This is a genomic window from Shewanella vesiculosa (assembly GCF_009994065.1).
Classification (GTDB): Bacteria; Pseudomonadota; Gammaproteobacteria; order Enterobacterales; family Shewanellaceae; genus Shewanella; species Shewanella vesiculosa.
Map to the genome: position 1 here is coordinate 43,794 of NZ_JAACSD010000023.1, position 21,504 is coordinate 65,297.

At 41.6% G+C, this 21,504-nt stretch carries 18 protein-coding genes and 7 tRNA genes; 7 read left to right on the forward strand and 18 right to left on the reverse strand.

The window, feature by feature from the left end; all coding sequences use genetic code 11:
• Nucleotides 1–80: 80 nt before the first annotated feature.
• The gene (locus GW828_RS18640; protein ID WP_124016300.1) at nucleotides 81–401 is read right to left on the reverse strand and encodes a putative signal transducing protein; all 321 of its coding nucleotides are present in this window, start codon (nucleotides 399–401) and stop codon (nucleotides 81–83) included.
• Nucleotides 402–565: 164 nt separating this feature from the next.
• Here GW828_RS18640 and GW828_RS18645 point away from each other — a divergent pair, with 164 nt between their 5' ends.
• Nucleotides 566–967, forward strand: coding sequence for a DUF3224 domain-containing protein (locus tag GW828_RS18645; protein WP_273059635.1), 402 nt, complete (start codon nucleotides 566–568; stop codon nucleotides 965–967).
• 267 nt (nucleotides 968–1,234) lie between these two features.
• On the opposite strand, the gene secF is transcribed toward GW828_RS18645, so the two are convergent.
• The 5 genes from secF to queA all read right to left on the reverse strand — a co-directional run bounded on the left by secF (nucleotide 1,235) and on the right by queA (nucleotide 6,731).
• Nucleotides 1,235–2,182 carry a protein translocase subunit SecF gene (secF, locus tag GW828_RS18650; RefSeq protein WP_124016298.1) on the reverse strand — a complete coding sequence of 316 codons (948 nt, stop codon included), beginning with the start codon at nucleotides 2,180–2,182 and terminating at the stop codon, nucleotides 1,235–1,237.
• 14 nt (nucleotides 2,183–2,196) lie between these two features.
• Complete coding sequence (gene secD, locus GW828_RS18655) at nucleotides 2,197–4,047, reverse strand: protein translocase subunit SecD (RefSeq protein WP_124016297.1); 1,851 nt, start codon at nucleotides 4,045–4,047, stop codon at nucleotides 2,197–2,199.
• Nucleotides 4,048–4,065: 18 nt separating this feature from the next.
• Nucleotides 4,066–4,398 carry a preprotein translocase subunit YajC gene (yajC, locus tag GW828_RS18660; protein ID WP_124016296.1) on the reverse strand — a complete coding sequence of 111 codons (333 nt, stop codon included), beginning with the start codon at nucleotides 4,396–4,398 and terminating at the stop codon, nucleotides 4,066–4,068.
• Between the two features lie 25 nt (nucleotides 4,399–4,423).
• Entirely contained in the window at nucleotides 4,424–5,548 is a 1,125-nt protein-coding gene (tgt, locus tag GW828_RS18665; protein ID WP_124016295.1) for a tRNA guanosine(34) transglycosylase Tgt, read from the reverse strand.
• A 142-nt stretch (nucleotides 5,549–5,690) separates the two neighbouring features.
• Nucleotides 5,691–6,731 (reverse strand): tRNA preQ1(34) S-adenosylmethionine ribosyltransferase-isomerase QueA, encoded by a 1,041-nt coding sequence (gene queA, locus GW828_RS18670; RefSeq protein WP_182698083.1) that lies wholly within the window; start codon nucleotides 6,729–6,731, stop codon nucleotides 5,691–5,693.
• Nucleotides 6,732–7,188: 457 nt separating this feature from the next.
• Between queA and GW828_RS18675 the strand changes: the two genes are divergently transcribed.
• The 3 genes from GW828_RS18675 to GW828_RS18685 all read left to right on the forward strand — a co-directional run bounded on the left by GW828_RS18675 (nucleotide 7,189) and on the right by GW828_RS18685 (nucleotide 9,223).
• Complete coding sequence (locus GW828_RS18675; protein ID WP_182698084.1) at nucleotides 7,189–7,788, forward strand: acyl carrier protein phosphodiesterase; 600 nt, start codon at nucleotides 7,189–7,191, stop codon at nucleotides 7,786–7,788.
• 26 nt (nucleotides 7,789–7,814) lie between these two features.
• Nucleotides 7,815–8,405 carry a protein disulfide oxidoreductase gene (locus tag GW828_RS18680; RefSeq protein ID WP_273059638.1) on the forward strand — a complete coding sequence of 197 codons (591 nt, stop codon included), beginning with the start codon at nucleotides 7,815–7,817 and terminating at the stop codon, nucleotides 8,403–8,405.
• A 164-nt stretch (nucleotides 8,406–8,569) separates the two neighbouring features.
• Nucleotides 8,570–9,223, forward strand: coding sequence for an RluA family pseudouridine synthase (locus GW828_RS18685; protein ID WP_182698086.1), 654 nt, complete (start codon nucleotides 8,570–8,572; stop codon nucleotides 9,221–9,223).
• Nucleotides 9,224–9,301: 78 nt separating this feature from the next.
• Here the strand turns inward: GW828_RS18685 and sstT are convergent, their stop codons facing one another.
• The 6 genes from sstT to GW828_RS18715 form a co-directional block, all read right to left on the reverse strand.
• Entirely contained in the window at nucleotides 9,302–10,534 is a 1,233-nt protein-coding gene (sstT, locus tag GW828_RS18690) for a serine/threonine transporter SstT (protein ID WP_182698087.1), read from the reverse strand.
• A 497-nt stretch (nucleotides 10,535–11,031) separates the two neighbouring features.
• Nucleotides 11,032–11,934 (reverse strand): chemotaxis protein CheV, encoded by a 903-nt coding sequence (locus GW828_RS18695; RefSeq protein WP_124016289.1) that lies wholly within the window; start codon nucleotides 11,932–11,934, stop codon nucleotides 11,032–11,034.
• Between the two features lie 523 nt (nucleotides 11,935–12,457).
• Complete coding sequence (locus GW828_RS18700; protein WP_124016288.1) at nucleotides 12,458–12,937, reverse strand: dual specificity protein phosphatase family protein; 480 nt, start codon at nucleotides 12,935–12,937, stop codon at nucleotides 12,458–12,460.
• 11 nt (nucleotides 12,938–12,948) lie between these two features.
• Nucleotides 12,949–14,232: a DEAD/DEAH box helicase gene (locus GW828_RS18705; RefSeq protein WP_124016287.1), complete on the reverse strand. Its 1,284-nt coding sequence runs from the start codon at nucleotides 14,230–14,232 to the stop codon at nucleotides 12,949–12,951.
• A gap of 71 nt (nucleotides 14,233–14,303) precedes the next feature.
• The gene (locus GW828_RS18710) at nucleotides 14,304–14,855 is read right to left on the reverse strand and encodes a methylated-DNA--[protein]-cysteine S-methyltransferase (RefSeq protein ID WP_273059642.1); all 552 of its coding nucleotides are present in this window, start codon (nucleotides 14,853–14,855) and stop codon (nucleotides 14,304–14,306) included.
• Between the two features lie 4 nt (nucleotides 14,856–14,859).
• Nucleotides 14,860–16,395, reverse strand: coding sequence for a DNA-3-methyladenine glycosylase 2 family protein (locus tag GW828_RS18715; protein ID WP_273059644.1), 1,536 nt, complete (start codon nucleotides 16,393–16,395; stop codon nucleotides 14,860–14,862).
• Nucleotides 16,396–16,618: 223 nt separating this feature from the next.
• On the opposite strand from GW828_RS18715, the gene GW828_RS18720 reads away from it, so the two are divergent.
• Nucleotides 16,619–18,448 (forward strand): ABC transporter ATP-binding protein, encoded by a 1,830-nt coding sequence (locus GW828_RS18720; protein WP_273059646.1) that lies wholly within the window; start codon nucleotides 16,619–16,621, stop codon nucleotides 18,446–18,448.
• Between the two features lie 250 nt (nucleotides 18,449–18,698).
• Here the strand turns inward: GW828_RS18720 and GW828_RS18725 are convergent.
• The 6 genes from GW828_RS18725 to GW828_RS18750 form a co-directional block, all read right to left on the reverse strand.
• Nucleotides 18,699–18,774 (reverse strand) — tRNA-Val (locus tag GW828_RS18725).
• Nucleotides 18,775–18,802: 28 nt separating this feature from the next.
• Nucleotides 18,803–18,878, reverse strand: a tRNA-Val gene (locus tag GW828_RS18730).
• 36 nt (nucleotides 18,879–18,914) lie between these two features.
• A tRNA-Val gene (locus GW828_RS18735) sits at nucleotides 18,915–18,990 on the reverse strand.
• Nucleotides 18,991–19,031: 41 nt separating this feature from the next.
• Nucleotides 19,032–19,107: transfer RNA gene (locus tag GW828_RS18740), tRNA-Val, on the reverse strand.
• A 33-nt stretch (nucleotides 19,108–19,140) separates the two neighbouring features.
• Nucleotides 19,141–19,216 (reverse strand) — tRNA-Val (locus GW828_RS18745).
• 39 nt (nucleotides 19,217–19,255) lie between these two features.
• Nucleotides 19,256–19,331, reverse strand: a tRNA-Val gene (locus tag GW828_RS18750).
• 256 nt (nucleotides 19,332–19,587) lie between these two features.
• On the opposite strand from GW828_RS18750, the gene gltX reads away from it, so the two are divergent.
• Together gltX and GW828_RS18760 are read left to right on the forward strand one after the other, a co-directional pair.
• Entirely contained in the window at nucleotides 19,588–20,997 is a 1,410-nt protein-coding gene (gene gltX, locus GW828_RS18755; RefSeq protein WP_273059648.1) for a glutamate--tRNA ligase, read from the forward strand.
• Nucleotides 20,998–21,099: 102 nt separating this feature from the next.
• A tRNA-Ala gene (locus tag GW828_RS18760) sits at nucleotides 21,100–21,175 on the forward strand.
• The last annotated feature ends 329 nt before the right edge of the window (nucleotides 21,176–21,504 follow it).

Below are 21,504 nucleotides of genomic sequence, written 5' to 3' on the forward strand. Positions count from 1 at the left end.
ATAAATGAGTTCTTTATACGTCATAAACCGCAAAGTGGTTTAGTCTGTAGTTTATGAAAAAAATAAACTTATACAAGCGTTTATTCGTTATGCATTTCACTTCTTTGCGAACTACATTGCCAACACAACTCAAAACTTCCTTCATTTATTTCATGGCACTGAACGCATTGCCATTGAGGTTTTTCAATATCAAGTGCATCCAATAAACTCTGTGCTGCCACAAGCTGACTATCTGCAACCCATAACTCAACAGTCTGCATTTCAATAGGCAAACCGCCAACACCACCGATAAGCGCTTCTCCTTTAAGATCAACGTCTATTCCACTGGTTTCAAGTAACCCTTTCCATGTGTGAGCCTGCAGTAAGTTACCACCAGCCAATAATACTTTTCGTTGTTCCATGCGAGATCCTATGTCATTGCTCTTGCTGGCAAATTTATGTCATCCTACTGCCTAAGCCAAAATCTGTCGAGTATTGTTTATAAATTGGACATTTATAACAAACAATGATTATCTTAATGCTACATGGGTCATTGCACTCTATAACATCAAAAACGGGACTCTACATGACAAAAATAGTCTTAAAAGGTGTATTTCAAATCACCACCTGGAATGAATCGACTTATGCAGAACACCACAACGACAGCAAACAAACCATAGCAGAAATTAGCCAAACATATTCTGGTGACGTCAGTGGTTCTGCGCAAATCCGCTATATTATGTCATATCAAAAAGAAGGTTCGGCTGTATTTGTTGGCATAGAACACTTAACCATTGATACGCCAGAGATAGCAGGCAGCATAGTTCTGCAACATAATGGCGTATTCTCACAAGGCGTGGCACAGAGCCAATTTAACGTAATCGCTGATTCAGGGACCGATAACCTGCTGCTATATATTGGTCACGGCGAATTTACTTCAACCGAAAATGGTCAAGCTGATTACATCATCACTCTACAACATGAATAAAATAACTATTTCTCGTTTAGATACTGATATCGGCACATTTAGAGTATCAGCAAACCTCATACAAACAAGATTGGTTTTTACCGGCGTTGAAATCCTCGGTAGCGACGGATGGGAAGCGCTAATAATCGATCCGCAAACCCTGTGGTACAAAACCTTGTTGGTGGCCTGTAAAACACATTTAACATCTCAAAAGAGTCACCTTCCATAAACAATAAACCCCAGCAAGCTGGGGTTTATTGTTAGCGATTAAATAATTAACAATGCATATTAAGGCATCATTGAAGGCTGGTCAGCACCTTCTTTTTCAATCTCTACAGGTAACATGTGCTCACGGTTAATACCCAATTTAACGGCTAAGTAACTTGCCACGTAAATTGATGAATATGTACCGACAAAAATACCTAATAGCAATGCAGTTGCAAAGCCATGGATCATCGTGCCACCTTTTAAGAACAGCGCAATAACGGTAATTAATGTGGTACCCGTAGTAATAACGGTACGGCTCATGGTCTGGGTGATTGAGGTATTCACAATCTCTTCAGGTGTGCCTTTACGCATTTTGAGGAAGTTTTCACGGATACGGTCATACACCACGATAGTATCGTTAAGTGAGTAACCCACAACTGTCAACAAACCTGCCAATACGGTCAAGTCAAATTCAAGCTGTAATACCGAAAACACCCCTAAAGTAACAATAACGTCATGGGCTAACGCCGCAACAGAACCTGCTGCTAAACGCCACTCAAAACGAAATGACACATAGATAAGAATACAGATTAGGGCAACAATAACCGCTAAGCCACCTTGCTCTGCTAACTCTTTACCTACCTGAGGACCAACAAACTCAACTCGCTTTTGAATCACGCCCGCATCAATTGATTGCGCTGCGGCTAATACCGCGGCAACCTGGACATCACTTTTTAGCTCATTTCTGACTGGTAAACGCACCAATATATCGCGGCTTGAACCAAAGTTCTGTACTACTGCACCTTCAGCTTCCGCTGAAGTCATAGTGCCGCGCAAAGCGTTCAAGTCGACAGGAGCTGAAAACTCCATTTCGACTACCGTGCCGCCAGTGAAGTCCAAACCCCAGTTAATGCCTTGAGTTGCAAGCGACCCTAGTGAGGCAATAACCAGAAGCATCGACATAATACTGATGATTTTAGCATGACGAAGAAAGTCGACTGTGTTCTTTACTGAAAATATCTGTAACATATTCAACGTCTCCCTTAGATAGACAATGACTTAACGCGCTTACCACCCCAAACCGCATTCACGATTGAACGTGTGCCTACGATGGCAGTAAACATAGAAGTCGCGATACCTATCATTAAGGTAACAGCAAAGCCTTTCACCGCTCCGGTACCAACAGCGAATAAAATTAATGCTGTCATAAAGGTAGTGATGTTGGCATCTGCAATGGTTGAAAATGCATTACCATAACCTTCATGGATGGCTTGTTGAACGCTACGACCGCCAAGAAGTTCTTCACGAATACGCTCAAAAATCAGCACGTTTCCGTCTACCGCCATACCCACAGTTAATACCATGCCAGCAATACCTGGTAGGGTTAATACCGCACCTGGGATCATCGACATCACACCAACAACCATGATTAAGTTCGCCAATAATGCAAGGTTGGCAATAAAGCCAAATGCACGGTAGTAAACCATCATGAATACAAGTACAACAACCATACCCCAAATCATTGCTTGAACACCATTTTGGATGTTTTCTGCACCTAAGCTTGGGCCAATAGTTCTTTCTTCTACGATAGTCACAGGCGCAATTAAGGCACCAGCACGAAGCAATAACGCTAAACTTTGTGCTTCAGTGTGTTCAAGACCCGTAATCACAAAATTACGACCTAAACGCGCTTGAATGGTAGCAACTGAAATGACCTCTTCAATACGAGTCATTTTCACTGTGCCATCAGGATTACGTGTACCACTGTCTTTATATTCAATAAACAATGTTGCCATTGGTTTACCGATATTGTCTTTGGTGACGTTTGAGAAAATCGAGCCGCCTTTAGCGTCTAGATTAATCGCAACCTGTGGACGGCTATATTCATCGAAAGTTGGTTGCGCACCAGTAATATGATCACCAGTTAACATCACTTCTTTCTTCAATACGGCAATCCCACCTTCACGACGTTGGTACACTTCTGCACCAGCAGGTACACGGCCACTTGCCGCTGCACTCACATCAGCTTTGTCGTCAACCATACGAAATTCAATCGATGCTGTTGCACCTAAAATCTCTTTTGCACGCGCGGTATCTTGCACACCTGGTAATTCAACAATAATGCGCTCAGCGCCTTGACGTTGAACTACTGGCTCAGCAACACCAAGCTCGTTAACACGGTTACGGATAGTGGTAATGTTTTGCTGAAGTGCTTCTTCCTTAATCTGTTTAAGATAAGCATCACTCATAGTAGCAAGCAGCATAAACTCATTACCGCTGCTCGCATCGGTATAGGTCATGTCTTTACTGCGGGTTTTTAAATATGTCTCAGCTTGGTCAACAGTTGCAGCGTCACGAAACTTAATCGCAATCCCTTTTGGGGTTTTACGAATACCTGCGTAACGAATTTTCTCTTCACGAAGTTGGCTTCTGAAATCAGCTATTTTAGCTTCTTCCATTTTACGGATTGCTTCGCCCATATCCACTTCCATTAAGAAGTGAACACCGCCACGCAAATCTAAACCTAATTTCATCGGCGAACCACCAACAGCTTCAAGCCATTTTGGGGTTGCCGGTGCTAAGTTCAATGCAACGGTATATTTCTGGCCAAGCAGTTCAGCAATAGACTCTTTTGCCAACAGCTGCTGCTCAGGATTTTGCACACGAACTAATAACTGACCATTTTCAAGCTCGGCACGCTTTACCGCAATACCCTGACTCTCTAATAAATCAACCACAGTCGTTTGAGTCGATGCAGTGACTTCAGCGCCGCGGGTTGCGACGATCTGTACTGCATGATCTTCACCAAACAAATTTGGTATTGCATAAAAACTACCAATGGCGATGATGAGCATCACCATGATATTTTTCCACATTGGGTATTTATTTAACACACCATAGCCCTCTTGGCTTTATAACGACTGGATAGAACCTTTAGGCAATACCGCTGCAATATAATCCTTTTTGATCGTGATTTGGTTGTTATCGTTAATAGCTAATAACACATAATCACTTTCTTCACCGATTTTGGTTACTTTGCCTAGAATGCCACCACTGGTTAATACTTCATCACCTTTTGAAATAGAGGCCATTAAGTTTTTGTGTTCTTTAACACGCTTTGACTGCGGACGGAAAATCATGAAGTAAAAAATTAATCCAAACATGACTAGCATGAAAATTAACTGCATGGTTTCGCCACCGGCAGCGCCACTGATTGGGTTTGCATATGCATTTGAAATAAACATAGTTCTCTCTTCTTATTAGCTAAAATTAAACGGTTAATTCAGGTACTTCACGACCGAAACTGGTGTAGAACTCCTTAACAAAGGTGTCTAATGTACCTGTCTCAATTGCGCCACGCAAACCTTCCATCAACATTTGATAATATCGTAAATTATGGATGGTGTTTAAACGCGCACCTAAAATTTCATTACAACGATCTAAATGGTATAAATATGCACGTGAATAGTTTTTACAGGTGTAACAATCACACTTAGGATCTAATGTTGATGTATCATCGCGATGACGCGCATTGCGGATTTTAATCACACCTTCACTGGTAAATAAATGACCATTACGGGCATTACGCGTTGGCATAACACAATCGAACATATCCACACCGCGACGCACGCCCTCAACTAAGTCTTCAGGTTTACCTACGCCCATCAAGTAGCGAGGTTTGTCAGCAGGGATCTGCGGACAAACATGCTCTAAAATGCGGTGCATGTCAGCTTTAGGCTCGCCCACGGCTAAACCACCAACGGCATAGCCATCAAATCCAATATCTAAAAGACCCTTTATACTCTCGTCACGTAAGTCTTCAAATACTCCACCTTGAATAATACCAAACAAAGAGTTTGGATTTTCTAAGCGGTCAAACTCATCTCGCGAGCGTTTTGCCCAACGCAATGACATTTGCATCGATTTACGCGCTTCGTCATGAGTTGCTGGATATGGAGTACATTCATCAAAAATCATCACCACGTCAGAACCCAAAGAATCCTGAATTTGCATTGATTTTTCTGGGTCTAAGAAAATCTTTTCACCGTTAATCGGTGAACGAAAATGCACACCTTCTTCGGTTATTTTACGGATGTCACCTAAGCTGAACACTTGGAATCCGCCTGAGTCCGTTAGAATTGGACGCTGCCAATTCATAAAATCGTGCAAGTCACCATGCTTGCGCATGATTTCTTCACCTGGACGCAGCCATAAATGGAAGGTGTTACCCAATAAAATATCGGCACCCGTCGCGCGCACTTCTTCCGGCGTCATCCCTTTTACGGTACCGTATGTTCCCACTGGCATAAATGCTGGCGTTTCTACGGTGCCACGATCAAAAATAAGACGTCCGCGACGTGCACGACCATCTGTTGTATCTAATTCAAATTTCATAAATCACCTTGCCAGATAAACAGTCTGACTCGTTTAGTTTCTATAGTAATGAGGGCAAATCTTAATGCTTCAAGGTTACTGAGACATTAAATCAAAAAAACGCCCACTATTGTGGGCGAGTATTTTAAATCAAATTCGTTGCTTAGGGGGCTTTTTTCGTCACAAACATCGCATCACCATAGCTAAAAAAGCGATATTTCTGCGTAATAGCATGTTGATAAGCGTTCATCACTTCATCAAAACCAGCAAAAGCGCTTAATAGCATGATCAATGTCGACTCAGGCAAATGAAAATTGGTCACCATGGCATCAACGATTTTAAATTGAAAACCGGGATAAATAAAAATATCTGTATCACCACAGAAGGCTTGTAATGGGCCATCGCCACTGGCTCTGGCTGCACTTTCAAGCGAACGAACAGACGTTGTTCCGACGGCAATCACACGATGACCATTGGCTTTGGTTTGCGCGATGAGATCAACGACATCTTGGCCAACATTAGCCCACTCTGAATGCATTTTGTGCTCAAGAATATTATCAACTCGAACCGGTTGAAACGTACCTGCACCTACATGCAAGGTCACAAAAGCAATATTGACACCTTTAGCTTTTAATTCAGCCAACATGGCATCGTCAAAGTGTAAACCTGCCGTTGGCGCAGCCACAGCACCTGGCGTTTGGTTATATACCGTTTGATAACGCTCTTTGTCAGCGTCTTCATCTGGACGGTCGATATAAGGAGGCAGAGGCATATGACCGACATCTTCAAGCACTGCTAAAACACTTTTATCAGACAGAAGCTCAAGTTCGAACAAGGCATCATGACGGGCCAACATTTTCATTTGATATCCGCCATCTAAGTCGATAAGAGTATCAACTTTAGGGGATTTAGAACTGCGAACATGGGCCAAAATACGTTTGTCGTCAAGCATACGTTCTACGAGAATTTCAAGCTTCCCACCCGTAGATTTTTGCCCGAATAATCGCGCTGGAATAACTCGAGTGTTATTAAACACCATCAAATCACCAGGATTGATCAAATTGAGTAAATCGGTGAATTGTTTGTCGGCAAGCTGACCGTTTTCGCCACTTAGCGTGAGTAAACGCGAAGCATTGCGTTGTGCTGTCGGATAGCGAGCAATCAGCTCATCTGGAAGTTCGAAAGAAAAATCTGCAACGCGCATGGTATAATCTCAACAGTAAAAACGGCCGCTAGTCTATGGCGAGCGCCGGTTAAGATCAAGTTTACTGATTACTTTTTTGTCGGTTTTTGTTTAATAACCTCTGTAGCAATATCATCTATATCAATCGAATTGGGCTTAGCGTCATTAAATGGTTGATTCGACTTATATGAATGCTCTTCGTAGCGCATATCTATGTGTACTTTATTTCTCTTAGGTACTGTAGACCGACCTAATAACTTTTTTATCAAACTCTTCATCATCCTTGACCCTTAAGATTAATCATATACCCTTTAACGGCTGTTATATTTGAGCATGTCACAACAATAATGATGTCCAATACTCAATGACATTTTTATATAAATCGTTATGATTAAGTTCACACTCTAGCCTAATTGTAACAGTTCGTTACAAACGGCTTGTATCATACTGTAAAATAATAAAATTAGAAGTACCATTTATGAACTTTCTAGCTCACTTACATTTAGCCGACATCAGCAATACTCACCTAGTAGCTAATTTGTCGGGAGATTTCGCCAAAGGTAACATTAGTCAACATCCGAAGCATCTGCAGCAAGGAATATGGCTACACCGTCAAATAGACCAAATTACTGACAGTCATGAAATTATTATCGATTTGCTCAAGTTATTCCCTAAAACCTCACGTCGGGTAGCCCCCATATTGATTGACCTTGTATTTGATCATTATTTAGCCTTTTATTGGGAAGAGTACCATCACCAGCCACTAGATGAGTTTTGTCAAAAAGCCTACCACCAGCTCAATACGACACTTGAACTCCCTTCGACATTACAAGCAATAGCGCCACAAATTATTGAGCAGGATTGGTTAAGTAGTTATCAAACAAGACTAGGGTTAAACCAGGCGATTAAGGGGGTAAGTAAGCGATTATCAAAACCTGAATTGTTTGACCATGCCATTAAAGATATTGATAAAATTTATGTTGACATCGAAATTGCATTTAGAACCTTTTATCCGCAATTGATGGCCTATAGCAGATTGTATAGTCGTAAAACGCCTGCTGAATATTTACCATTATAGAGAGTAATAACAGGAGTGAATTAAGAATGCCATCATGGGTAATCAACCTAAAATCTACCCTCAAATCCAAGCGATTTTGGCTTACAAGCCTTCGTGATATCACACTCATTGGAATAGCATTATTTTTTATTGCCAGTTATTTGCAACGAGATATGCGCAAAGGTGCTGCTGTCCCAATTGAAGCACACTCGATAACCAATAAACCCATATCACTGTTTACCTCAACATATGTTGAGATGGAACAGCAATCCAACTCTTTGAGTATCAGCAATAAACCTACGTTGGTATATTTTTGGGGTACTTGGTGCCCGATATGCCAAGTCACCTCGCCTATGGTTAACTCGGTCAGTTCAGATCAAGATTATCAAGTGGTTTCTATTGCAGTTGCATCAGGTACCGATGCTGAAATAACAACCTTTATGCAGCAGCATGATTATCGTTTTGAGGTGATCAATCAACAAAACCAACCTCAGGCAATATCATTAAGCCAACAATGGGGCGCAATGGCTCTACCCGCGATTTATATCATCGATACGAATAACAATATTCGCTTTGTCACCTCAGGCGTAACCAGCAGTTGGGGCATGTCGTTGCGCTTGTGGTTAGCGACTTGGTAAACAACCTTTAGCCAAACATCTCTATATCAATTGGATAATTGATTTTTTGTTATTAGCAAAATTTTGTTATTATTCGCACCATAAGTGCGCATGGCTGAGTACTCATAAGCATCAGTGCCACACATCTTACCTGAATCAGACTCAATCAAAGAGAACACCTTATCATGCACATCTTTACATATAAGCCGCCATCTATTCCTTGGTTGGACATTCGCTATAAAGACCGTGATATTATCGTGATTAATAAACCTTCTGGGTTATTATCAAACCCAGGACGCTCGCCAGACACATTTGATACCGCAATAACCCGCTTGCAACTATGCCATCCTGAAGCCATTTTGATCCATCGTTTAGATTGCGACACCTCGGGTATTATGATTTTTGCGCGAACCAAAAAAGCCGAATCACATTTAAAAATTCAATTTCAAAATCGCCAAGCCAAAAAAGTGTATATTGCAGAAGTCACTGGCCACGTCGATGAACAGCAGGGGAAAGTAAACTTTGCTATCGGCCCAAATCCTGATTCGCCGCCATTTCAAATGCTCACCAGCACAGGCAAAGCTGCGTTAACCTACTTCCAAGTACTTGAACATAGACCACACTCAACCTTGATGGAACTTAAGCCGCATACGGGTCGCACTCATCAACTTAGGGTGCATATGTTATCCCTTGGTCATGCTATTTTAGGCGATGAATTTTATGGTGATGCAGCAACGATCAATGCCAGTAAACGTTTAAACTTGCATGCACAGTCACTCACAATTACTCACCCTTACAGCCAAGCTGAAATGACTTTTTTTAGTCAACATCCATTTTAATAATATGAGTGAAGCCAGATTAGACGAAAAAAAATGCTGACGCGGTGACGTCAGCATTTTTTAATTAGTGTCATAACATTAACTAGCTTGAGCAGCTTCTTTCGCTTCAGCGGCTTCACATGCTGCAGCGGTAAATATTACATCCGTAGAGCTATTCAATGCTGTTTCAGCAGAGTCTTGGATCACTCCAATGATAAAGCCAACAGCCACCACTTGCATCGCAACATCATTAGAAATACCAAATAAGCTACATGCTAATGGAATCAACAATAGCGACCCACCGGCAACACCTGATGCACCACAAGCTGAAACAGAAGCAATAACACTCAATAACAGTGCCGTCATAAAATCGACTTGAATTCCCAATGTATTTGCAGCAGCTAAAGTTAATACCGTAATAGTAATCGCTGCACCGCCCATATTGATGGTTGCACCAAGAGGAATAGACACTGAATAGGTGTCTTTATGCAATTTAAGTTCTTCACATAAAGCCATGTTTACCGGGATATTGGCTGCACTAGAACGAGTAAAAAATGCCGTAACCCCACTTTCACGTAAACACTTAAACACTAATGGATAAGGATTACGTTTAATTTTGACATACACAATAATAGGGTTAACCACCAAAGCAATAAATAGCATCGATCCCACTAACACCATCAGTAATTGACCATAGCCCGCTATGGCTTCAAAACCTGTTTCGGCAAAGGTAGCAGCCACTAAGCCGAAAATACCGATAGGTGCTAAACGGATAACAAAGCGGACAATATTCGACACTGCATCACTGACATCAGAAAGCATTCTCTTAGTACTGTCACTGGCATGATGCATAGTTATCCCTAAGCCTGCCCCCCACACCAAAATGCCAATATAATTACCGGTTAATAATGCATTAACTGGATTATCGACAATTTTAAATAATAAGGTATTGATAACTTCACTAATGCCTTGAGGAGGATTTGAGCCTTCAATTCCGGCGGTTAATAGTAAAGTGGTTGGAAACGCAAAACTAAATAACACTGCGGTTAATGCTGCAGCAAAGGTTCCCAGAAGATATAGCCCAATAATCGGACGCATATTGGTTTGGCTATTTTTCTTTTGATTAGCAATAGATGATGCCACCAAAACAAAAACCAGTATTGGCGCAATCGCCTTTAAAGCTCCCACAAAGAGTGAGCCTAAAAAAGCCACATTGTTGGCACCAGTTGTAGAAATACTTGCCAGGACCACACCCAAAATGATCCCGCTGATAATTTGAAGCACAAGGCTACCGTGAGCGATACGAGCGAATAGTGATGTTTTTTGATTCATTACTTAACCTATGATTATTATATTTATAGCTTTTTATGATCAAGGTTTTACTTATCTTTAGAAAGGGAAACATCAAAATGTTAATCATATCTGAACAGTTATCACCCACTGCATGTGGTGATATAAAACATACGTTTTAATACTGACAACATCATTGATAATATCAATGCTATTACTGAAAACACCCTGCTGTTTTACTCATTGATGTACGATCAATTCAACACGCTCAATTAACACACTTCAATCATTCCGTTTTCAGGGATAGCACTCCCTCATTAAAGTTAAGCATTACCTTGTGAACAGCGAATATACTGAACACTGTAAAAGCCTCATAGCTATATATCAGGATGGTGTGTGATAAGTCTAGTATTGATACAAAATGAGTAAAAAAATTTAAGCTTCGCTCATAAAGAAAGCATTAAATTGAAGCTTACCGACAACTTGCTACAAAATTGTTAACCATGTTAAAAATGAATAAATATCAAAAAATATCACCATTAACTTGGTTGTAATGCCTGTGCGCCTCTAAGCATTGCTTCAATCAGCTCTTTAGCATCAAATTTCGTTAATGCCTCATTTGCGCCAACTTGCTTGGCTTGGCTAACACTTATTTCACTCGATAATGAGGTATGAAGAATAATATATGCATGCTCAATTGCCGGATTATTTTTAACTTCGAAGGCTAATTCGTAACCATCTAGACCTGGCATTTCAATATCACTTACCAATAAGTCGATAGGTTTTCTTTCTGCGGCGGCTAGCTGCATCATTTGCAATGCATCACGGCCATCTGCGGTAACTTGATACGCTATATTAATGGAGTCCAGAGCATCGGATAATTGTTTACGGGCAACTTTGGAATCGTCCACCAACAAAATACGCAATGGTGATAATTTTTCACGTTGAACATCGGTTAATATTGCTCGATTACTAATGGGATCATCAGGGAATATTTTCGATAATAACAATTCGACATCAAGTAATTGCACTAATTGATCATTAAAACGAGTGACACCAGTTAAAAAGGCATTTTTGCCTAAGTTGCCAGAAGGCGCCTCAATATTACGCCAATTACACTCAATGATCTTATCAATGCCACGCACCAGAAAACCAATGACCATTCGCTGACAATCGGTAATGATGATGTAGCAATCTTTTCGCTCAGATTCACTCACAGGTTTATAGCCAATAGAAGCCGCCATATCAATAACCGGTATAGTCATACCACGAATAGTCGCCGCGCCAAGAATAGCAGGGTGAGAATGCGGGATTTTAGTTAAAGGAGTATACGGTACGAGTTCACGAATTTTTAGAGTACCCAAGGCAAATAATTGTGTTTGATTCAACTTAAAAAGCAACAGCCCCTGTGATTGATTCGCTTTGCTTATTTTAGGACTCATTATTACCCCTTCATCTGAAGACTGAAATCAACTTCACTATAGCATTTATTGGCAATATGTAGACTAGCTTTTATCGTCATTTATCTACAAATAGCATTACAAATCACAAAATTAGCAATTCACCTAATAATAGTCAGCACTGATATAATGCCGATTGCGATCACGCTTCAATACATCATTTTTTGTCATTAATTCTTGATAAATATTACCGAGTTATCAAGTTACGTTAACCGCTTGCCGCAAATGACTATTGCTATCAATACTCTTGTCACCACGATTAGTCTATATGCAACGGAAAAGGCAGCTCAAAAAATAACGTAAACTTCAAATAGCTAAATGCTGTGTGACAATTCACATTATAGGCATTACCTGACATAACTGCCTAAAATATATATCAAATGACTCATGAGCATAAATATTTACGCTGATCTAAGCCCTTTAAAACAACGAAGGGAGACATAGATGAAATCAATGATTGATCTCATCTATTGTCTCCCTGATGCAATATTTAAATTTAACTCAATTAGTTTGAAGCAGATTGGAGCTCGTAGAGCACGTCATACACAAACTGATCCCAACCATCAGCATCAAACGCTAAACCACTGGCATTACGCACTTGACTAACGGCATGTAAGGGCGCAGCACCATTTTCCATCATGTAATAAGCCATTACCACTTCAGTACGATTAATGCCTGAACGACAATGAAGTAACACAGGTAAATTATCAGCTTCACACTCACGAATAAATGCGAGTACCTGAGGTAGTATTTCAGCACAAATGGCTAAATCCTCAGGCTCAGGTGGAATATTGTCAGGTAAATTAAATACTTTATGACGAATACCTAACTCTGCCATGGCCTTAGTGTCGCAACCTTCACCATTGTTTAATGATGCAATTGCACCGAAACCCGCTTGCTGTAACTCAGCTAAGTTCCATGCATCTTTGTTTGGACCACTACGACCTGCAACTTGTCCATCAACTAACCAAAAAATATGTTTCATATTACCTACTACTAATCTGGTTTTTTAGCCCAAATATCAACATTAACTGAGGACAACTTTTTACGTTTCTTTTTACCACTGCCTTCAGGCTTAGCCATTGGCTTAGGTTGTTCCAGCACGTTTTCGGGCACTACATCATCAGCCTCAAATCCAACAACTTGTTCACGCTCAAGGCGGATCTGATTCTTCTTCTCGATAACACTGAAGTGATGATACTCATCATGGGACAGCAAGGTCAACGCTAAACCGACCTCTCCTGCACGTCCACTTCGACCAATTCGATGCATATAATCTGCTGGACTGCGCGGTAAGTCAAAATTAATTACCACTGGTAATTTTTCAATATCAAGACCACGGGCAGCAATGTCTGTTGCAATGAGCACTTGAATCTCGCCGGCTTTAAAACCTTCCAATACTCGACTTCGCGCACCTTGCGCTTTATCTCCGTGAAAGACTTCAGCAGTGATACCACGTTTAGCTAATTTTTGAGCTAAATGATTACAACTATTTTTAGCGCCGACAAAAATGAGCACTTGACGCCATTGATGTTGTTGAAGCAGATGAGCCAGTAAGGCAGTCTTTTTTTCACGATTAACCGTCATGACACGCTGAACTAAGGTGCTTGCTTCAGCACTTTGTAATTGTATCTCAAGCGGATTGACTAGCAGCGCTTGCGTTAGTTGGCGAACTTCATCAGGGAAAGTGGCAGAAAACAATAGCGTCTGTTTTTTCTTAGGAAGTAAGTCAAGCACCTGAGTAAGCTCTTCAGTAAAACCTAGGCTTAACATACGGTCAGCTTCGTCAAGCACTAAAGTTGACACTTGAGATAGCTTTAATGCGTTAGACGAAACTAAATCGAGCAGACGACCTGGTGTTGCGACCACGACATCAGCACCACCGCGCAATGCTAACATCTGAGTGTTAACAGACACACCACCAAAGGCCGCAACCACTTTAATGTCACCATTTAAGTGAACCGCATAGGATTTAAAGCTGTCGGCAACTTGCTTGGCTAACTCTCTTGTAGGCACTAAAACTAACGCACTAACAAAATTTCCTTTAGATGATACAGCTTGACGACTGACTAATTGATGCAATATCGGTAGCGCAAAAGCAGCTGTTTTACCCGAGCCGGTATTGGCACCTGCTAGTAAATCTTTACCAGTTAGCGTGCTTGGAATAGTTTCAGCTTGAATAGGGGTCGGCTGAAGGTGATTAAGCTCAGCCAATCTTGCCAACAATGGAGTATGCAGGCCAAATTCAGCAAAAGTCGTCGCGAGAGAAGCTTGGGTCATGTATCAAATGCGCTCAAAAAATGAATATCAATCGCGCATTTTAACGTACTTTACCCCAGCAGTCAGATAAATTAACGAATTTGTTCAATCCCTTCTAAGTCGAGTAACCACTGTTTCATCTCAAGCCCATAAGCATAACCAGTTAGCTTGCCGCCCTTGCCTATCACGCGATGGCAAGGGACAATTATCGCTATCGGATTGGCGCCATTTGCTGCACCTACCGCTCTGACCGCTTTAGGCCTACCTATGGTATTAGCGATATCACTGTAACTGCAACGCATTCCAAATGGCAACTGACTCAATGCTTGCCAAACCTCTTGTTGAAACACAGTCCCTTTCGGCGCTAAGGTCACATCAAATTGTTGCCTTGTCTTAGCGAAATATTCAGCTAACTGAATCACAGTTTCATCAATGTGGCGCTGCGCCTCTAGTAATATAGCGCGATCAGGCTCGATATCGCTTTGCGGTAAAGCAACTACAGCATGAACGTTTACCGTTAAACTCCTTTGAGCCAGATCCTCAACCTGTAAATGGGTTAATCCATGCTCAGATGCTTTAAGCGACAGTAAGCCAACAGGACTCGTAACTAAGGCATGGCACTTAGGCGACGTAAAATGGTTCATAAAATTATCCGTTTTTGGCAGCGATTGGATCGTAATCCCAAAGCTGAAAGGTTAAGTAACTGCCCCAAGGTGATGCTTGTTTTGTCATATCAGCAGCAATACTTAAATATGATTTTGGTGTTTCAATGGATTGACCCGCCTGTTCATGTAACGCATACAAGCGCTTTTTGATAACTAAATCAGAACTCAAAAACATATCTGGATCACTTAAGCCGCGCATCTTAGCGTACGCGACAGTCCACGGACCAATACCTTTTACTTCAAGCCAGTCGTCAGGTGTTGAGTCTGCATGTTGATGTACAAATTTCCCCAATGCATTCAATGCTAATTTTCGAGCACCAGGCATGTTTAGTTCATCCAATGATGCTGCAGCAATAGTTTCTGGCGTCGGAAATAATCGCCAAGTCTTACCATCAATGAGAAGTGTTGTACCATAATGCTTAACCAGTAAATTTAATAACTTAGTCGCTTGCAATACACTCACTTGTTGCCCTAACACAGCTCTACAAGCAGCTTCAAACACACTGCCCGTGGCTGGAATACGCAAGCCAGAGTCAATTTGAGCTCCTAATGTAATAATGGGTAACAATGCTTGGCGAATAACGACCATGTCAGCATCTAAATCGAACATACGTCGTAATTGCAATACAATATGATGTAATGATTTAATATCGTTAGCATCTAGTAAGTAAATACTCACATCCAGCTGGGGTTTATCGATATTAGGCGAAACATAAAAAAAACCGTCAACCCCATCAAATGAAAATGTTCGACCATAACGACCTAACTCATCGTCAATAACTTCCATATTGTCGACCTGACGAAATGCATAAAAAGCTAACATTTTACTCCAACTCAGAGGCGGTCGGTAAGATAATGCTAATGTTATTGGTTTAATGTAAGTTCTCACTTGGTTATCGTTATAAGAATGAGTGTCGTCCGTTGAACCTCGGCTTTTTTGGCGCAAATCACTCGGGGTTAACAGTAACTGTTGTTTAAAAAATTCATTAAACCGCCTGATGCTATTAAAACCTGCAGCCATAGCAACTTCAGTCATTGATAATTGTGTTTGGTGTAATAACTGTTTAGCAAACATCAACTGCTGATATAACGCAAAGCGTTTAGGCGATGTCCCCATTCCTTGATTAAAGAGTTTATGTAGGTAGCGACTGCTAATGCCGAGCTTTTGTGCCAATGATTCGACAGTTCCAGCGTTGTCGCCACTTAAAAAGCCTTGTTCAATTAACTTGATGGCTCGCATTAATGTTGTTTGAGTGCCTAACCACGCAAAGGAGCTTGGAGCACTATCTGGTCGACATCTCAGGCAAGGCCGGAGCCCTGCATTCGCCGCTTTTATAGCAGAATCAAAGTAACGAACATTTTTTTCATAGGGCGCTGGGGCGGGACAGATTGAGCGGCAATAGATCCCGGTGGTAAGTACCCCAGTAAAAAATTGACCATCAAAGCGTGCATCACGACTCAATCTCGCCTGTTGGCAGATCTGAGCTGTAATATTGCAATCGCTGTTAATCTGTACCATTAATTCCGTTAGCCTCGTTAACTTTAGTCAAGCGCAATAGAAAAACTGAACCTTTTTCAGTGCACTGCGTATTTGAGTAATTATCTTACCTAAACACAACAACCACGACTAGCGGAAAACGGAACTCAATCGTTTCGTATAATGTAACAATTTAACCGATTACATTTGGTAGATTTACGTTATCCTAGTCAGCAGAATTTTCACCATGACGTTAGAGCATTAGATGTTTAAATTTTTTGAATCATTGACCCAAGCACTGCCACAAGAAGAGCCGACCCAGCCCCCCAATACCCTGTATGCATTTTGCCGCCATTATACCCGCGGATTTGGGTTACCTTTAATTGTGATGTCGGTGCTAACGGCCATATTGGCGATGTTGGAAGTCTCGCTCTTTGGGTTTATGGGCAAACTAGTCGATTGGTTAGTGACCAAAAACCCGCAAACCTTATGGCAAGATGAAGGTACAACATTAATTATCATGTCGGTGCTTGTGTTAGTGGTTATTCCGCTGATTGTCTGGCTGCATGCGTCTATCGTGCATCAAACACTATTGGGCAACTACCCTATGGCGATTCGCTGGCAAGCACATCGCTATTTGCTCAAGCAAAGCATCTCATTTTATCAAGATGACTTTGCCGGACGAATAGCAACTAAGGTTATGCAAACATCGCTTGCGGTCCGTGAAACGGTGATGAAATTACTCGACGTTCTCATGTATATCTTGGTTTATTTCACCTCGATGCTGGTGATGATTGCCGCTGCTGATGTGCGCCTGATGCTGCCGATGCTGGTATGGTTGGCTGCTTACGTCTTAATTCAGTGGAAATTAGTGCCAAAGTTAAAGGCGATATCCACAGAGCAAGCCGATGCTCGTTCAACCATGACCGGACGTATTGTTGACAGTTATACCAATATTTCTACCGTAAAGCTGTTCTCACATACCACCCAAGAAGCTGACTATGCGCAAGACAGCATGACACATTTCTTAAAAACTGTTTATGGCCAAATGCGCCTGGTAACGATCATTAATGTCTTAGTACAAATCATTAATTACGTGTTGGCGTTTACTATCGCTGCGGTATCTATTTGGTTATGGGCTGACAATGCGATTACGGTTGGCGCAATTGCCATTGCTGTAAGTTTAGCCCTTCGTTTAAATGGTATGTCACAGTGGATCATGTGGGAAATCAGTTCGCTATTTGAAAACATTGGTACCGTTACCGATGGAATGAATACTTTATCGAAACCGATTGCGATTCAAGATAAACCCAACGCCAAAGACATTACTGTTGATCAGGGTAAAATCGATTTTAACCAAGTGAGTTTTCATTATGGCGAAAAAGCAGGAGTCATTGAACAGCTAAACCTGAATATTAAAGCGGGCGAAAAAGTCGGTTTAGTAGGACGCTCTGGTGCAGGAAAGTCGACGTTAGTAAACTTACTAATGCGTTTTCATGATGTTGAAAAAGGCCAAATACTCATTGATGACCAACCTATAACAGATATTAGCCAAGACTCATTACGGGCAAACATTGGTATGGTTACTCAGGACACATCTTTGCTGCATCGCTCAATTCGTGAAAACATTTTGTACGGCGATCCACATGCCAGTGACGAGCAACTAGTAGCTGCTATCACTCAAGCACAAGCAGCGGAGTTTATTGATAATTTAACTGACCCATTTGGTAACAAAGGACTCGATGCCCAAGTTGGTGAGCGCGGAGTCAAGCTATCTGGTGGCCAACGCCAACGCATTGCCATTGCAAGAGTATTACTAAAGAATGCACCCATTTTATTACTTGATGAAGCAACATCAGCGCTCGACTCTGAAGTTGAAGCCGCGATTCAAGAATCATTGTATGAATTAATGGAAGGCAAAACAGTGATAGCGATAGCGCATCGACTGTCGACGATTGCAGCTATGGATAGGCTAATTGTATTAGATAAAGGCTGTATTGTTGAGCAAGGAACCCACCAAGAACTCATTGACGCTAAAGGCATATATGCACAGCTTTGGGCTCACCAAACCGGTGGTTTTTTGGGTTTAGATTAAAACCTACCCGAGATAGTTTGTAACTCACCTCTACTGCAAAAGCCACTCACACAATGAGTGGTTTTTTATTGTGGTATAAACAATAGGATTCAACATAAACAGCTATATTCGCGATTAGACCAACAGCAAAAATGAACAGATATGATAATGGAAATCAAAAAATCATGATCTTTTGTTTAATTAGGTTGGGATTATTTTTGATGGTGTTTGATGATGTTTGATGATGTTTGATATTGATGATGAAGCTAGATGGTGGTCGCTACTGGGCTCGAACCAGTGACCCCCTCCTTGTAAGGGAGGTGCTCTCCCAGCTGAGCTAAGCGACCTGGGATATAGCGCAAAACTAAATTGATATGGTGGTCGCTACTGGGCTCGAACCAGTGACCCCCTCCTTGTAAGGGAGGTGCTCTCCCAGCTGAGCTAAGCGACCTGGGATATCTATCTTTTTATAACTGTTAGTAAAATATGGTGGTCGCTACTGGGCTCGAACCAGTGACCCCCTCCTTGTAAGGGAGGTGCTCTCCCAGCTGAGCTAAGCGACCTGGGATATTTTACTTTTGAGTCCATCAATCTATAAAAGATATGGTGGTCGCTACTGGGCTCGAACCAGTGACCCCCTCCTTGTAAGGGAGGTGCTCTCCCAGCTGAGCTAAGCGACCTGGGACTCCACACAAAAACTTATGAAAATTATATGGTGGTCGCTACTGGGCTCGAACCAGTGACCCCCTCCTTGTAAGGGAGGTGCTCTCCCAGCTGAGCTAAGCGACCTGGGATATAATTAACAGTAATGTTCCATAAATAAAAATATGGTGGTCGATACTGGGCTCGAACCAGTGACCCCCTCCTTGTAAGGGAGGTGCTCTCCCAGCTGAGCTAATCGACCTCGCTGTGTGGGGCCGTATTATAGGGGGCAAGCAAAACCTGTCAACGCTTTTTATTTAAAATATTGCCAGTCGGGCTAAAATTGTTCGCTTTGATGCTTTGTTGAACAAGAGATTGTACTCAATAATAAAGAAAATTCAAAAACAACCCTAGGTTTAGATGTCCGCCATTTCAACTGCTGGGTTTGACTGTTAGAATAGCGTCACATTTTTTTGTTTGTCTTCTTTAGACGTTTATAAATAGGTTAGTGTCCGATTATGACTACCAAGACGCGTTTTGCTCCAAGTCCAACTGGTTTTCTTCATGTAGGTGGTGCTCGAACAGCACTTTATTCATGGTTGCACGCTCGTGCTAACAATGGTGAATTTGTACTTCGTATTGAAGACACTGATATTGAACGTTCAACTCAAGAAGCCTGTGACGCTATTCTTGATGGTATGAACTGGTTAGGTTTGACTTGGGATGAAGGCCCTTACTACCAGACTAAGCGTTTTGATCGTTACAATGAAATTATTGCGCAAATGCTTGATAAAGGCACTGCCTATAAATGTTATTGTTCTCGTGAACGTATTGAAAGCATGCGTGAAGAGCAAGCTGCACAAGGTCTACAACAAAAATATGACGGTTGCTGTCGTAACCTTGCACCTCTTGATACTGATGAGCCCTTTGTTGTTCGCTTTAAAAACCCTATCGAAGGCAGTGTGATATTTGATGATCACGTTCGTGGCCGTATCGAAATTTCTAACGATATGCTTGATGACTTAATTATTAAGCGTACCGATGGCGTACCTACTTATAATTTCTGTGTTGTAGTCGATGACTGGGATATGGGCATCACCTGCGTTGTACGCGGTGAAGATCATATCAATAATACTCCACGCCAAATCAACATCCTTAAAGCATTAGGCGCACCTATTCCTGAATATGCTCATGTGTCGATGATTCTAGGTGACGATGGCGCCAAGCTATCTAAGCGTCATGGTGCTGTGGGCGTTATGCAGTACCGTGATGACGGGTATTTACCTGAAGCACTATTAAACTATCTTGTTCGCTTAGGTTGGTCTCATGGTGATCAAGAAATATTTTCAATGGACGAGTTGAAAACGCTGTTTAAATTAGATGATATCAATAAAGCGGCTTCAGCTTTTAATACTGATAAGCTCGTTTGGCTAAACCAACATTATATCAAGTCTCTCGATCCTGTTTATGTCGCATCGCATTTACAGTGGCATATGGATGATCAGAAAATTGATACTAGTAATGGCCCAGCGCTAACTGAAATTGTTACGGCACTATCTGAACGTGCGAAAACGCTAAAAGAGTTAGCCGCTTCAAGCCGATACTTCTATGAAGACTTTGCAGATTTTGATGAAGCCCAAGCTAAAAAGCATTTACGTGGCGTTGCACTAGAGCCTCTAACATTGTTTAATCAAAAATTATCTGAGCTAAATGATTGGAGTGTAGAGAATATTCACCACGTTATTGAAGCGACAGCAACTGAACTTGATGTCGGTATGGGTAAAGTGGGTATGCCTTTACGTGTTGCCGTGACAGGCGCAGGGCAGTCTCCTGCGTTAGATCTAACCTTGTTCTTAATCGGAAAAGAAAGATCTGCACAAAGAATATCCAAAGCGATTGAATTTGTAGCAGATAGAATAAATTCCTAAAAAACGAGTTGACACTTTTGGGTATGCTGCATAGAATGCGCCTCGCAGTTGAGACATGATGTTAGTTTTTTCTAGTAGCATATCCAAAAGCATTAAGTAAGAGGGGTTATAGCTCAGCTGGGAGAGCGCTTCGCTGGCAGTGAAGAGGTCCACGGTTCGATCCCGTGTAGCTCCACCACTTACTTAACTATCTTTAAATAGATATTAGCATTGATGTTTAGCCTACAGGCACCAATGAGTATTCACTCGATACAGAGTATAACGTATCAACTGTGTCCCATTCGTCTAGAAATAGAGCTTAGGACATCGTCCACTTTGGTTTATAAAGAGTCGGCGGTAACAGGGGTTCGAATCCTTAGGGTTTTGTGCTTCATTATAGGTAACTAGCACTGGTGTTTAGCCTACAGACATCAATGAGTATTCACTCGATACAGAGTATAACGTATCAAATGTGTCCCATTCGTCTAGAGGCCTAGGACACCGCCCTTTCACGGCGGTAACAGGGGT